The organism is [Eubacterium] eligens ATCC 27750 (genome assembly GCF_000146185.1).
Taxonomy (GTDB): Bacteria; Bacillota; Clostridia; order Lachnospirales; family Lachnospiraceae; genus Lachnospira; species Lachnospira eligens.
Genome location: NC_012778.1, coordinates 1,752,832 through 1,766,577 on the forward strand (window position 1 = coordinate 1,752,832; position 13,746 = coordinate 1,766,577).

At 40.0% G+C, this 13,746-nt stretch carries 11 protein-coding genes; 3 read left to right on the top strand and 8 right to left on the bottom strand.

What is annotated here, in order from left to right:
* Window positions 1-2: 2 nt before the first annotated feature.
* From EUBELI_RS08130 to EUBELI_RS08155, 6 genes are all read right to left on the bottom strand, one after another.
* Window positions 3-686 (bottom strand): ABC transporter ATP-binding protein, encoded by a 684-nt coding sequence (locus EUBELI_RS08130; protein WP_012739914.1) that lies wholly within the window; start codon window positions 684-686, stop codon window positions 3-5.
* A 15-nt stretch (window positions 687-701) separates the two neighbouring features.
* A complete protein-coding gene (locus EUBELI_RS08135; RefSeq protein WP_012739915.1) occupies window positions 702-2,471 on the bottom strand; it encodes an ABC transporter ATP-binding protein in 1,770 nt (589 codons plus the stop codon).
* Complete coding sequence (locus EUBELI_RS08140; RefSeq protein WP_012739916.1) at window positions 2,471-4,213, bottom strand: ABC transporter ATP-binding protein; 1,743 nt, start codon at window positions 4,211-4,213, stop codon at window positions 2,471-2,473. The genes EUBELI_RS08135 and EUBELI_RS08140 overlap by 1 nt, the downstream gene beginning before the upstream one ends.
* 16 nt (window positions 4,214-4,229) lie before the next feature.
* Window positions 4,230-5,402 (bottom strand): flagellin lysine-N-methylase, encoded by a 1,173-nt coding sequence (gene fliB, locus EUBELI_RS13690; protein WP_012739917.1) that lies wholly within the window; start codon window positions 5,400-5,402, stop codon window positions 4,230-4,232.
* 93 nt (window positions 5,403-5,495) lie between these two features.
* Window positions 5,496-6,029, bottom strand: a complete 534-nt coding sequence (locus tag EUBELI_RS08150) for a hypothetical protein (RefSeq protein WP_012739918.1) — start codon at window positions 6,027-6,029, stop codon at window positions 5,496-5,498.
* A gap of 52 nt (window positions 6,030-6,081) precedes the next feature.
* Complete coding sequence (locus EUBELI_RS08155; protein ID WP_012739919.1) at window positions 6,082-6,798, bottom strand: hypothetical protein; 717 nt, start codon at window positions 6,796-6,798, stop codon at window positions 6,082-6,084.
* A 91-nt stretch (window positions 6,799-6,889) separates the two neighbouring features.
* Between EUBELI_RS08155 and EUBELI_RS08160 the strand changes: the two genes are divergently transcribed.
* The 3 genes from EUBELI_RS08160 (at window position 6,890) to EUBELI_RS08170 (ending at window position 10,659) form a co-directional block, all read left to right on the top strand.
* A complete protein-coding gene (locus EUBELI_RS08160; protein ID WP_041688246.1) occupies window positions 6,890-7,891 on the top strand; it encodes a hypothetical protein in 1,002 nt (333 codons plus the stop codon).
* A gap of 511 nt (window positions 7,892-8,402) precedes the next feature.
* Window positions 8,403-9,923: an ABC transporter permease subunit gene (locus tag EUBELI_RS08165; RefSeq protein ID WP_012739922.1), complete on the top strand. Its 1,521-nt coding sequence runs from the start codon at window positions 8,403-8,405 to the stop codon at window positions 9,921-9,923.
* Window positions 9,913-10,659: an amino acid ABC transporter ATP-binding protein gene (locus EUBELI_RS08170; protein WP_012739923.1), complete on the top strand. Its 747-nt coding sequence runs from the start codon at window positions 9,913-9,915 to the stop codon at window positions 10,657-10,659. The genes EUBELI_RS08165 and EUBELI_RS08170 overlap by 11 nt, the downstream gene beginning before the upstream one ends.
* A 579-nt stretch (window positions 10,660-11,238) precedes the next feature.
* Here the strand turns inward: EUBELI_RS08170 and truA are convergent.
* Together truA and EUBELI_RS08180 are read right to left on the bottom strand one after the other, a co-directional pair.
* Entirely contained in the window at window positions 11,239-11,988 is a 750-nt protein-coding gene (gene truA, locus EUBELI_RS08175; RefSeq protein WP_012739924.1) for a tRNA pseudouridine(38-40) synthase TruA, read from the bottom strand.
* 100 nt (window positions 11,989-12,088) lie between these two features.
* A complete protein-coding gene (locus tag EUBELI_RS08180; RefSeq protein ID WP_012739925.1) occupies window positions 12,089-13,744 on the bottom strand; it encodes a RecQ family ATP-dependent DNA helicase in 1,656 nt (551 codons plus the stop codon).
* Window positions 13,745-13,746 lie beyond the last annotated feature (2 nt).

The window sequence follows — 13,746 nt, forward strand, 5'->3', positions numbered from 1 at the left end:
ATCTATCTGTGAATAATCTCTAAAAGCTCATTGCCGGTAACCGGATGGTCAAGTTCATTAAGCTTACCATTCTTTAAAAGATACATTCTGTCAGCAAGCTTTAATTCACCTTCTTCGTGGCTTGTTATAATGACTGTACCTCCGCTTTTCGTATAAGCAGACAGATAATTCATAATATCCTGTTTACATACAATATCTAACGAAGCTCCCGGCTCATCTAGTATAAGTACAGGTGGATTCTTAGCCAGTGCACAGCATATACTTAAACGCTTCTTCATGCCTCCTGACAGCTTATCAACACGTTTGTCAAGATATCCTGATACTCCTAACACTGCAGGAACACCGTTTAATAAGTCTGCTTCCATATTTCTTCCGGTATCACAGTACCAGAATTTAAGATTATCTCTTGCCGACAGCTTCTCCATAAGTGGATTCTCCTGCGGCACAAAACCAATATATTTCTGAAACATCTTCGCATCTGCAAATGCATCTGTGCCATCTATCTTAAGACTTCCTCCATCTGCCTTAAGACTTCCTGCCAGTATCTCCAGAAGAGTAGATTTGCCACAGCCGTTGGCACCGACTATGGCAATATACTCTCCGCTGGCAGCATGAAACGAAGCGCCGTTAAGCACTATCGTTTTCCTGCCATATGATTTTCTAATATTTTCCACCTCTATAAACATACATATATCTCCACATTAATTCTGGGCTGCTGTATCAAACTGGCTGTAATACAGCTTGTGATAGAATCCGTTCTTAGCCAGTAATTCTTCATGATTACCCTGCTCTATAATATGTCCGTCTTTCATAACAAGAATAACATCCGCAGACTGGATAGTTGAAAGTCTGTGGGCTACAATAAAGCTTGTTCTTCCCTCCATCAGCTTTGCAAATGCATTCTGTATCTTTATCTCTGTTCTTGTATCAATAGAAGATGTAGCCTCATCAAGAATAAGCATTGGCGGCTTTGCAAGCATAATTCTTGTTATACATAAAAGCTGCTTCTGTCCCTGTGAAAGGCTTCCACCATCCTCGCCTATAACTGTGTCGAATCCGTTAGACATTCTCTTGATGAATCCATATGAATGTGCTGCCTTGGCTGCTGCAATAATCTCTTCCTCTGTAGCATCAGGCTTACCCATTACGATATTCTCTCTTATAGTCCCTGACTTTAGCCATGTCTCCTGAAGCACCATACCAAAGCCCTGTCTTAATGATTTTCTTGTCATCTGTCTTATATCAGTTCCTGATACATCAATGCTTCCACTGTTAACATCATAGAATCTCATAAGAAGATTAATAACTGTTGTTTTACCACAGCCTGTAGGTCCTACAATCGCAATTCTCTGTCCCTTCTTGACATGAAGATTGAAGTTCTCAATAAGCTTCTTGTCAGGTACATAGGAAAAGCACACATCATTAAGCTCAACTGTTCCGTCAACCTCATCAATAACCTTTGCGTCTTTAGCATCAGGAATCTCAGGGTCTTCTTCAATAAGTTCAAATATTCTGGCTGCACATGCAATAGCATTCTGAAGTTCAGTAACAACGCCTGATATCTCATTAAAAGGCTTAGTATACTGGTTGGCATAGCTTAAGAAGCTTGATAACTGGCCAACTGTGATACCTGCACTAACTCCGTTAATGCCATTGATAGCTGAAAATGCACCAACAATCGCAACACTCGCATATACAAGACTGTTTACGAATCTTGTTGAAGGATTAGTTATAGATGAGAAGAAGATTGCCTTTAAGGAATACTTCTGAAGTCTTTCATTAATCTCATCAAATTTTCTTACCGCCTCATCTTCATATCCGTAAGCCTTAACTACCTTCTGTCCGCCAATCATTTCATCAATAAGTGCTGTCTGCTCGCCTCTTGTCTCAGACTGAAGTTTGAACATGCTGAAGGTCTTCTTGGCAATAAAGCTTGCAACTAAAAACGAAAGTGGCGTGATAACAACAACAGCAAGTGTAATCTTAGCATTGATTGTAATCATAAATATAAGTGTTCCAAGTATAGTCATGACACCTGTAAAAAACTGTGTGAATCCCATAAGCAGACCATCTGCAAACTGGTCAACATCAGCTATTACACGGCTCACAATCTCACCATATGAATGTCCGTCAATGTACTTGAGTGGAAGCACCTGAATTTTTTCTATAGCCTCATTTCTTATATCTCTTGTTACTTCATATGTGATTCTGTTGTTACATATGTTCATAAGCCACTGTGAAAGTGCTGTAATTCCAACAAATATACCGATTCTTATAAGTATATTCACAATCTTTGCAAAATCCACATTATCCACACCGATAATGCAGTCAATTCCACGACCTACAAGAATTGGTACATAAAGTGTAGTTGCAACAGTTACTGCTGCCATAATAAGCGATAATATTATAAAAAAGCTGTGCTTCTTAATTCTTTTAAGGAGTTTTACAAATGTTGATTTATTCTTCTTCATTATGCTACACCCCCTTCTGAATCTGCTTTCTTAAACTGTGATTCATATATTTCTTTATAAACCTCACAATTTGCAAGAAGCTCGTCATGTGTTCCCATTCCTGCAACCTGTCCGTCATCTAATACGATAATGAGATCAGCATACATAAGTGATGCCGCTCTCTGTGAAACTATGAACACAGTAGGAGAATTGTTCATTCCCCTTATAGCTTTTCGAAGTGCTGCATCAGTTGCAAAATCAAGAGCTGATGCACTGTCATCAAGAATAAGCACATCCGGCTTTCTTACGATTGCTCTTGCAATAGTAAGTCTCTGTCTCTGGCCACCTGAAAGGTTCTTACCTCCCTGCTCTATAACATAATCCAGACGTCCCTGCTTAGAATCTACGAATTCCTTAGACTGTGAAATCTCAAGTGCTTCATCTATCTGCTCATCAGTAGCACCCTTCTTTCCCATCCACATATTCTCTCTTATAGTACCTTTAAAAAGTACTGCTTTCTGCATAACGATACCGACCTTATTTCTTAAAGTCTCAATATCATAATCTTTAACATTTACACCATCAACAAGTACTTCGCCCTGTGTAGCATCGTACAGTCTCGGAATAAGATTAACAAGACTTGATTTACCTGAACCAGTACCACCGATAACACCGATTGTCTGGCCTTTCATAGCCTTGAAATTAATTCCTTCAACTGAAGGTGCACCTGAACCGCTGTATGTAAGTGAAACATTCTTAAATTCAACACATGGCTGTTCTTCCCTGGCTGCAGCTTCCTTAACGCTGCCATCTGCCATTCCAGATGTCACTTCGAATACAGACTCAATTCTTCCTGCACATGCAAGTGCCTTAGTTATTGTAATGATAAGATTGGCAAGCTTGATAAGTTCAACTAATATCTGTGACATATAATTGTAAAGTGCAACGACCTGTCCCTGTGTAAGTGCACCGGCGTTAACTCTTACTCCGCCAATCCATATAAGTGCAATTATTGATACATTTACAACAACATAAGTAAGCGGATTCATAAGTCCTGATATCTTACCAACGAATTTCTGCAACCTGTTAAGGCTTTCGTTATCGTTTTTGAAACGCTTAACCTCATCCTGTTCCTTATTGAATGCTCTGATAACTCTCACACCGGTAAGGTTCTCTCTTGTTATTCCAAGAATCTTATCAAGTCCTGACTGTACATTTTTGTACATAGGTCTTGTTGCAAGCATGATACCGAATACGATAAGTGCAAGTACCGGGATTGCCGCAACAAATACAAGTGCTGCCTTCACATCAATAGTAAATGCCATAATCATCGCACCAAATACAATAAATGGTGAACGAAGGAACAGTCGCAGTACCATGTTGATACCATTCTGTACCTGATTAATATCACTTGTCATTCTTGTTACAAGTGTCGATGTACCAAGTGTATCCATCTCTGTGAATGAGAATGTCTGGATATGTGCAAATAAACTGTGTCTCATTCCTGTTGCTGCACCAACTGCAGCCTTGGCACTGAAATACTGTGCTGTGATGGCACATACAAGTCCTATGATTGCAAGAAGTATAAGCATAAAACACATCTGCATAATGTATCCCTTGTCTGCATTAACAATACCCTTATCGATAACTGATGATACTACCAGCGGCACAAACAGCTCAAATATCGCCTCAAGCATCTTAAAAAGCGGTGCCAGAACACATTCCTTTTTGTAATCCTTAAGGAATCTCATAATCATTTTCATAAGAAAACTTCCTCCATTAATTCAGTGACACTAAAGCGTCCATAAGAAACTTATATGAATAACATCTCTTCATGCCAAAGTACTCTCTATAAACTTCATAATTGTAATATGAATGTTCGAACTGTCTTGAATACAAATGTGCTATATCAACGCGCATTGTAAAATCAGGCGTACATCCGGACGCCTCATTAGCTGCTGCCATAATGTCCACTGCAAGTATGCCTATAACCGCATTCTTTGCTTTAAGCAGGATATCGTAATCATTCACTGCGTCAAGCATGTATCTATACACATAGTACATTGCAAGCTGCTCATATTCATGTGCAAATACTTCACTTCCCGCATGGTAAGTTTTCATTACCGCTGCAAGCCCAGAATCATCCGTCAGCCCGTCTAAGAACTGTCTTACTCTTGCCACATGAATATTCCAGTCAGGATTGATTACCTCCATTCCTTTAAAGTCATCAAAGAAATGCCTCAATCCCTTTATCAGCCTTTTGCCATGCAGCTTCTCATCCCGGCTTTTTAGTCTGTCAAGCAGCTCCTCTCTGTAATCAGGTCCACAGAACCTTTTTGCAACACCAGCTATAAGCTCGTCCCTTTCATCATCAAGATGCTTCTGGATACGCTTTGCATAATCAAGGTAGAGCATCAGTCTCTCAAATATACTTATATCCCTGTCTGATATTATTCCAAAAGCCACTATTCTTGCCTGCCGAAGCTGCATATATGTATATGCGTCTATATCATTAGGCTCAGGCGTAAGGCTGTTATCCTCAGCCGAATCAAATTTAAGTTCATCTTTATAAGAAAACATCAGCTCACCAGCCGTCTTACACGAGGGGGCTATGCCAATTTCTCTTATATTGCCATAATCGTTAATAAATCTTGGAAACTCTGCACATGTTTCACACAGCTTATCCTCTCCAAGTTCTATATATAAATCGCACAGATTATCATCATTAAGAAAAGGACATCGTCCTCCTTCTTTCAGTGTAAATGTACATTCTCCGTCCTGTGATGGTACCATTACACTCTTCAGGCGCTTTCCAAAAGCACCTTTAACTGTTTTATAATATTTGTAAGAATTCTTATCAACATCGACATCCCACCCGGCACAGCATGTATCTGTACAGGCTCCTGCAATGCATCTAAAATCCTTATAATAATGTGGTGTCATTACTTTCATTTTATTATCTCCCGCATATAAACCGGTATATTAAGTGCATCTGTTAACTACGCAAAAATTGTCTGCCACACCTTATTAGTGCAGCAGACACATTTACATGTACATATTATTATAATTACTGTTCTTTTTCTTGTCTACAATATACTTATACACTGTGACACACGCAAGAATAATCATAAGCCCCTCAGCTGCCATGTATGTATAGAACAGATATGGCTGTCTTAACGCTGACACAAGAAGCGGTGAGCTGACTGCAAAATCATACATTCCCGTATCACCTATATATTTAGACATAACAACCGTACTCATGATTGTTATATTAGGAAAAGACATATTACCAAGCACAAGTGCCACAATCAGCACCGTATTGCGTATCAGAAAAAATGTCCTGCTCACCTTAGCTTTACTAAGACAGCTCATAACAATGCCTCCAATTATACATACAAGAAATAAAAGAAACATCATATACATCTCAGAAGCTGCAAATGCAGACACTTCTGTTGTCGCAGTCTCATATCCTGTAAGCAGTGCAAAGAACCCAAATATAGAGCGGCCACCCATAATACATGCCGCTAGAACAAATAATAATAGTAATAAATTCCTTCTGTTTAACTTCCTGTTATCCATAATTCCTCCATTTGTATTATTATCGCAATTATGGAGACAGATTTCAAGTAATTTATATAAACTTACTGCGCCACTTAATTGCCTCGTCACGATACGCAATTGCTGTCTCCATAAGTTCATTATACTGTGCCTTTACACTTTCTATTGTTGCCTCAAGCTGGCTTATTGTCTGTATTGCCTGTCTGTTTTCCTGCATATATGTATTAAGCTGGTTTTCGTACTCTGATATTTTCTGTTCATTCTGCATCAGCATGTCTGTATCCTGACATTTAATGAATTTTCCATCTGATGTTATTTCATAGAAACTGTCTACATACAAAAATGCTTTTCCCTGCATTCCAAACACTTCATACATATCAACATTTTCACAATCAACAGGAATATTAAGACTGTCACCTTCTTCCAGTGGGTAGACAGCTCGCAGCGACAGTCTGTCCGTAAGCGGGTTTGTCACCATATAAAAAAGCATTAACCTGTCTTTATTTACTACAAGCTGTGGACAGTGCATATCTGGGTTCTCGCTGCTTTTCACACGAAAAAGTGCTTCGTTGTTCATCACATTTTTAACAAGAATATCTCCGTTCTGGTTCTGATATGCATAATATATTGTGTCTCCAAGCACTACATCTGAAAGTCCGTCCAGAAAGTCTGACACAAGCATTATCGGGCGTTCTATACCGTCTATGTACGCCGTTCTCAAAAATATATATCGTGATATGCTATAGATTATAAGCCGTCTGTCGCTGCCTGCTGTGTATACATTTGCCATAAAAGGACACTCCCGTTTTTATACTATTATATGGTCACGCGAATGTAGATAGAACATATAATGTAGTAAAGAAACGAAGAAGGAAAAGATAATGGCTAAATGTAAATGCAGCAAATGTGGTTCTACCCGCATTGTAAGCAATATTGTGCAGAACATGCCTAATGGCTGCTTTGATGTATGCACGAACCCGATATGCGGTTCCCCCGATGAACTCAGTATTCTTGCCCCTCTTATCTATGATGAGATAGGTATTAATCTGTGTACCACATTCGCTGTCGGCACAGATATTTCAACGACTTATCCAACAGCTACCAACGCATCAGTCAGTGTTATAGATATAGCCTACACTTATGGTGATGAAAATGTTGAAATCACCCAGATAGCCGGAAGACCTAACTGCTACTCTGTGAAACTTGCCAACCTTACTGTAACATTTGCAGTAACGCTTTATGATGAGTCATGCAGAGCATTAGCAACTCTTACCCCAACGGCAGTCTACCTTCCTAACTCAACTACTGCTGCAACTTATGATGAAGATACCAATCCGACATCTGTCACCCTTGAAATATTCGCTCCTTACGGAGTTTCCTACAACTCGAATAACGCAACTCCACCTGTTTATACGCCTGCACTTAACAGTATAGGTTTCTTGTCATCTGCCAATGTTGTAACCCAGGGACTCAACCTTTATGCAATACCTAAGCTTTTAGGTCTTGATACTACAGATGACGAGGTTACTGTAGGTCTCACTCTCATCTTACAGAGCCTTTACTTCTGTGGATACCGCGTAACAAGTGCCGGCAGAATCTCAACGCCTAAGGGAAGCATTGTTTCCGGTGAAGAATCTGACTGCATCAAGTTTGTTTGCGGAAACCTCTTAGACAGAGCCATCAAGCCTCTCGATTTAAGTCCACCTTCATGCGAAGGTAACTTAAAGAAAGACTGCAAGAAGCCTTGCATGAATGACTGCACCGACACTCTTAATACTAACAGCACAGCCTGCCAGAGTGCATGTAATAATGGCAATAGCAGCCAGACTTCCTCTGGTGCATGCACCGGACCTTGCAATGGCATATACAGCAAGACTAACTGATAACTTCTATCTGTGGGAACAGACGCCTGCTTGTCATCTGTTCCCATGTACATATTTTCTTCCTTTGGACTTCTGCGCGCCTTTCCTCCGCTTCAACGTCCAATCCACCGCTCTTTCTTGCTCCTTTTGGACTTCCTCCGTGTATTCCTCTGCTTCAATGTCCAATCCACCACTCTTTTCCGTTCCTTTTGGACTTCCTCCGTGCATTCCTCTGCTTCAACGTCCAATCCACCACTCAATTTCTTCCCTTTTGGACTTTTGCTTGCCTTTCCACTACTTCAACATCCAATTCCAATCTATACGCTCACATTTTCTTCCATCGCAAATATTTTAATTGCTAATTTCCCTACTATGTGTGTATAATTAATGAAATATATTATATTGAACTGTTGTATACACAGTCGCAAAGTGAATATATTTAGCTGTGGATGCTCTCTGGAGCAGCCACAGCTAAATATATTCGCTTTGCAGCGTCCGTATACACCACAGTTCGCATGGAAAGGAGTTACTAATGAATTTTAAAAAGTACAGGTCGAGATTCCTTTTGGTTTTTGCGGCCCTCACTCTCTTGTTCTCTTCTGTTCTTCTTACTTCATGTCAGGGCAAGAAGATTAAGAACACTGTATTTTCTGTAGATGATCTTGCAGGCAAGACTATTGGTGTTCAGTTAGGAACAACTGGTGATACTCTCGTAAGTGATTACGAAACTGACGGTTCTGGCACAACAGTATCAAGATACAACAAAGGTTCTGATGCTATACAGGCTTTAAAGCAGGGTAAAGCTGATGCTGTTGTTATTGATGAACAGCCTGCTTTAGCATTTGTTAAAGCTAATCCAGACCTTACAATTCTTGAAGAAGAATTTGCAAATGAGGATTATGCCATCTGTGTTGCTAAGGGCAATTCCCTTACTGCAAAGCTCAATGAGGCTATTGAAGTACTTATGGCAGATGGAACTATCCAGAAGCTTATTGACGATTATGTTGGCGATAATGCTACATTTTCAGGTTACAAATCACCAGACGGTATAAGACGTACTAATGGAACTCTTGTAATGGCTACAAATGCTTACTTCAAGCCATACGAATACTATGAAGGGGGTTCTATTATCGGTATTGACGCTGATATTGCACAGGCTATTGCTGATTACCTCGGAATGAATTTAAAGATTGAGGATATGGAATTTGATTCAATTATCACTGCCGTATCTTCTGGTAAAGCTGATTTCGGTATGGCTGGTATGACAGTTACTGATGAGCGTAAGAAAAATATCGATTTCACAACTACTTATACAACTTCTAAGCAGGTTATTATTGTCCGTGACGACAATGCGTCTGCATCAGGCATGAGCTTTGCTGAGAAGTTCAAGACAGACTTCGTCAAAGAAGCAAGATACACATATCTTCTTAAGGGTCTGTTAAATACAGTAATTATTGCATTCTTTGCAGCACTTATGGGTGTTGTTATTGGTTTCCTTATTGCAGTTGTCCGTTCTAACCATGATAAGACAGGACATATGAAGATTCTTAACTTCATTTGCAACATTTATCTTACTGTAATCAGAGGAACACCAACTATGGTACAGCTGCTTATTATCTACTATGTAATATTCAGTTCTGTACATATTGACAAGCTTATTGTTGCGATACTTGCATTTGGTATCAACTCAGGTGCTTATGTTGCCGAAATATTCCGTTCAGGTATTATGTCTATTGATAACGGACAGTTTGAAGCAGCACGAAGCCTTGGTCTTTCTTATAAAACAACTATGATAAGTGTTATTCTTCCTCAGGCATTCAAGAATGTTCTCCCAGCACTTGCTAATGAGTTCATTGTTCTGTTAAAGGAAACATCTATCAGCGGTTATATCGGTCTTAACGACCTTACAAGAGGCGGCGATATTATCCGAAGCATAACTTATGATCCAATGCTTCCACTTATTGGTGTTGCCATCATCTACCTTGTAATGGTTATGGGACTTTCACAGCTTGTTAAGAAACTTGAGAGGAGGTTAAGAAACAATGAGCGATAATACTAACGAAATCATACTTGAAGTTAAGGATTTGAAGAAATCTTTTGGCGACCATGTTGTATTAGAATCAATCAATACAACAGTCCGCAAAGGAGAAGTTATTGCAATTATCGGACCATCTGGCTGCGGTAAATCAACATTTTTGCGTTCACTTAACCTTCTTGAAACTCCTACAGAAGGTCATGTATTATTCCATGAGCAGGATCTTACAGATAAGAGTGTAAATGTGGATGAATTAAGAGAGAAGATTGGAATGGTGTTCCAGCATTTTAACCTTTTCCCTAATATGACTATAAGAAGAAACATAACCCTTGCTCCTACTAAGCTTGGACTTATGAGCAAAGATGAAGCTGATAAGAAAGCTGATGAGCTTCTTGCAAGAGTGGGACTTTCTGACAAAGCCGATGCTTATCCTAACCAGTTAAGTGGTGGTCAGAAGCAGCGAGTTGCTATTGCAAGAGCACTCGCAATGAATCCTGAGATAATGCTTTTTGACGAGCCGACATCCGCACTTGATCCTGAAATGGTTGGTGAGGTTCTCGCAATCATGAAGGAACTTGCTGCATCAGGAATGACAATGATTGTCGTAACTCATGAGATGGGATTTGCAAAAGAAGTTGCCAACAGATGCATGTTCTTCTATGATGGAGTCATCAATGAAGAGGGGGCTCCGGAAGAATTCTTTGGCAATCCTCAGAGTGAGAGATTGAAGGATTTCTTGTCGAAGGTGCTTTAATTAGTACAGTGAGGGAGTCGCTTGGGTGTATGTTTATATTGCATGCTCTCATGGATTCCTCGCCTAGTGAAAGTAAATAACGCCATCTGCAAAGTCTATTACTATGCATGAAATCAAACGCGCTTCGCTTGAACGAGATTTCATGCACAGACCTTCTGCAGATGGCGTTATTAACATTCACACGACTCGTCATAAATCGAGCACACAACATAAACATACACCCAAGCGACACCACCCCGCTACTAAGCAGCCAAGCCTTCCACGGCTGGTGCAAACGTATCTTATCAACAGAGGACATCACGCATTTCACCAGCCCCCACCCAGAATGCAATGCCGCAGGCGAGCATTCGTCCGGAGGCTGACTACTTGAAGAAGAAAAAGTCAGCCGTACAGTATGCTGTGGGATAGGTGTGTGGTATCCTTAGGTGTATGCCCGAATATTCTTATGTCGTGTGAAAGTTAATGCCGCAATCTGCTAAAGGTTGCGGCATTTAGTTTCACTAGACATAAGAATCCTGAGGGCAGATGCCTAAGGACATCTCACACCCTTCCACAGCACACTGTACGGCGTCCGGACTATCAAGCCTCCTTCGAGTAGTCAACCTTCAGAAGACACAATCCCTTCGCCGGCGCAGTTGCACCTGCAAGGCTTCTGTTTCTCTCCTCTAAAAGTTCATACATACTCTCTGGTGTTCTCTTTCCCTGTCCAACTTCAAGAAGTGTACCACTTAATATTCTTACCATGTACTGCAGGAATCCGCTTCCATGATATGTAAGATTAAGGAATGAACCCTTTAAAGAAACATCTATCGAATAAATCTCACGGACTGTCGATTTCTTCATCTTGGGATTACCACAAAATGATGCATAATCATGTTCTCCAGTAAGTATGTCTGCTGCCTTCTTCATGGCTTCAACGTCCAGCTTACCCTCAATTATATTGACATATTTTCTGTTAAATACAGGCTTCTTATCCCCAACATAACATGTATAGCAGTAAGTTTTCCCCTGCGCATTGTAACGGCTGTGGAATCTGTCAGATGCAATACGAACCTCCTGCACACAGATATCTTCCGGAAGATATCTGTTCATATAATCGCATATATCATCTTCCTTCATCTTAGTTTCCATATGCGCATTGGCTACCATTCCCTTTGCATGCACTCCGGCATCTGTTCTTCCTGCACCTATAACCTCAACCTCAGTTCCTGTCATGGCAGAAAGCACTGATTCTAACTTGCCCTGAATTGTCATATCTGTAGTTGGCTGATGTTCCCAGCCATAATACCTTGTACCATCATAAGTAATTATCATCTTATAATTCTTCATTCATATCTCCCATTCATTCTTCTGATTTGAAGCCATATAATTTCATACAATTAACATCTGTAATCTCATCTCGCAAAATACTGTCCATAAGCACATTTTCTCATCTTGCCAGATTCTGCTTCATACCATCGAGAAAATCATATATTTCATCCATAAACACCTTGCCATAGCGCTCATATTTATTCTCACCGACACCGCTTACTGACAGCATTTCTTCCTGATTAAACGGAACTTTAAGACACATATCTATAAGCGTCCTGTCTGAAAATATTACATATGGCGGAACGCCTACTGAAACAGCTATCTGTTTTCTTAACTCACGCAGTCTGTTAAACAACATAACACCTCTGTCATTAAGTGCATCCTCCGGCTTCTTTGACTTAGATGTTGCATATGCTGATTTTGCAGCAGCAGCAGAACGCTTCATTCTGTCTGCCACCATTGCAGCATTCCTTGATACAGGTGCACTGAAACGGTTTCCCGGATACATATAAGCCTCATCTGCTTCCTGCTCTGCCTCATCAACGACACAATTAGAGCAGTTATGGCAGTTATATCTTCCACCCTCTGGATTGTCTGGTCTTTCTCCAAAATATTTAAGTATATACTCTCTTAAACAACCTGTTGTCTTGCAGTAATCGACCATTGCATTAAGCCTTCTTTTATCAAGAATCATAAGCCGTGCCTGTTCTTCTGCATCAATATCAGGATTAGGCTCTCTGTGTTCTATGAAAAACTTATTTATCATGATATCCTGCGGAGAATACAGCAATACGCATTCTGAATCCTCTCCATCTCTTCCGGCACGTCCAGCCTCCTGATAATAATTCTCTATACACTGCGGCATATTATAATGAATTACAAATCTTACATTTGACTTGTCAATTCCCATTCCAAATGCATTAGTTGCAACAACAACCGGCTTGATATCATATATAAATGAATCCTGATTTTCTTTTCTCTCTTCTGCTGAGAGACCTGCATGATACTTAGTCACAGAAAGTCCGTTGGCATTAAGCATGTCATAGACTTTTTCAACATTTTTTCTTGTAGCACAGTATATAATTCCACTATCCTGTCTGTGGCTTACAAGGTAATCAAGTATATATGAATCCTTGTCCTTAATATGCTTGACCTTGAATGTCAGATTGCTTCTGTCAAAACCTGTAGTGAGTATTACCGGTCTTTCGAGGGAAAGAATCTGCAATATATCATCTCTTACTTTGCTTGTCGCTGTAGCTGTAAATGCGCTTATTATAGGACGCCTTGCCAGCTTCTTAACAAATGACAATATATTCAGATAACTTGGTCTGAAATCCTGCCCCCACTGTGATATACAGTGAGCTTCATCTACAGTAATCATAGATATCTCTACATGCGTGGCAAAATCAAGAAATCCCCAGGTTTCCAGCCTTTCAGGTGCAACATATATAATTTTATACCGTCCCTGCTTTGCATATGCGAGTGCCTTAGTTATCTGATTATCTGTAAGAGAACTGTTAATATAAGCTGCATGTACACCTGCCTGATTAAGTGCTCCAACCTGATCCTTCATTAGCGATATAAGTGGAGATACAACAAGAGTAATGCCGGACATTAACAATGCCGGCACCTGATAACATAATGATTTTCCCGCACCTGTAGGCATAATTCCTAACACATCCTGCCCAGCAAGAATAGCATCAACTAACTTTTCCTGACCTGGACGAAATGAATCATACCCAAAATAATGCTTTAATATTCCGTATTTATCCATAT

Excerpts from the sequence above, each read along its gene's own strand:
- EUBELI_RS08130 (WP_012739914.1), bottom strand. The coding sequence starts at position 686 with ATGTTTATAGAGGTGGAAAATATTAGAAAATCATATGGCAGGAAAACG.
- EUBELI_RS08135 (WP_012739915.1), bottom strand. The coding sequence starts at position 2,471 with ATGAAGAAGAATAAATCAACATTTGTAAAACTCCTTAAAAGAATTAAG.
- EUBELI_RS08140 (WP_012739916.1), bottom strand. The coding sequence starts at position 4,213 with ATGAAAATGATTATGAGATTCCTTAAGGATTACAAAAAGGAATGTGTT.
- fliB (WP_012739917.1), bottom strand. The coding sequence starts at position 5,402 with ATGAAAGTAATGACACCACATTATTATAAGGATTTTAGATGCATTGCA.
- EUBELI_RS08150 (WP_012739918.1), bottom strand. The coding sequence starts at position 6,029 with ATGGATAACAGGAAGTTAAACAGAAGGAATTTATTACTATTATTATTT.
- EUBELI_RS08155 (WP_012739919.1), bottom strand. The coding sequence starts at position 6,798 with ATGGCAAATGTATACACAGCAGGCAGCGACAGACGGCTTATAATCTAT.
- EUBELI_RS08160 (WP_041688246.1), top strand. The coding sequence starts at position 6,890 with ATGGCTAAATGTAAATGCAGCAAATGTGGTTCTACCCGCATTGTAAGC.
- EUBELI_RS08165 (WP_012739922.1), top strand. The coding sequence starts at position 8,403 with ATGAATTTTAAAAAGTACAGGTCGAGATTCCTTTTGGTTTTTGCGGCC.
- EUBELI_RS08170 (WP_012739923.1), top strand. The coding sequence starts at position 9,913 with ATGAGCGATAATACTAACGAAATCATACTTGAAGTTAAGGATTTGAAG.
- truA (WP_012739924.1), bottom strand. The coding sequence starts at position 11,988 with ATGAAGAATTATAAGATGATAATTACTTATGATGGTACAAGGTATTAT.
- EUBELI_RS08180 (WP_012739925.1), bottom strand. The coding sequence starts at position 13,744 with ATGGATAAATACGGAATATTAAAGCATTATTTTGGGTATGATTCATTT.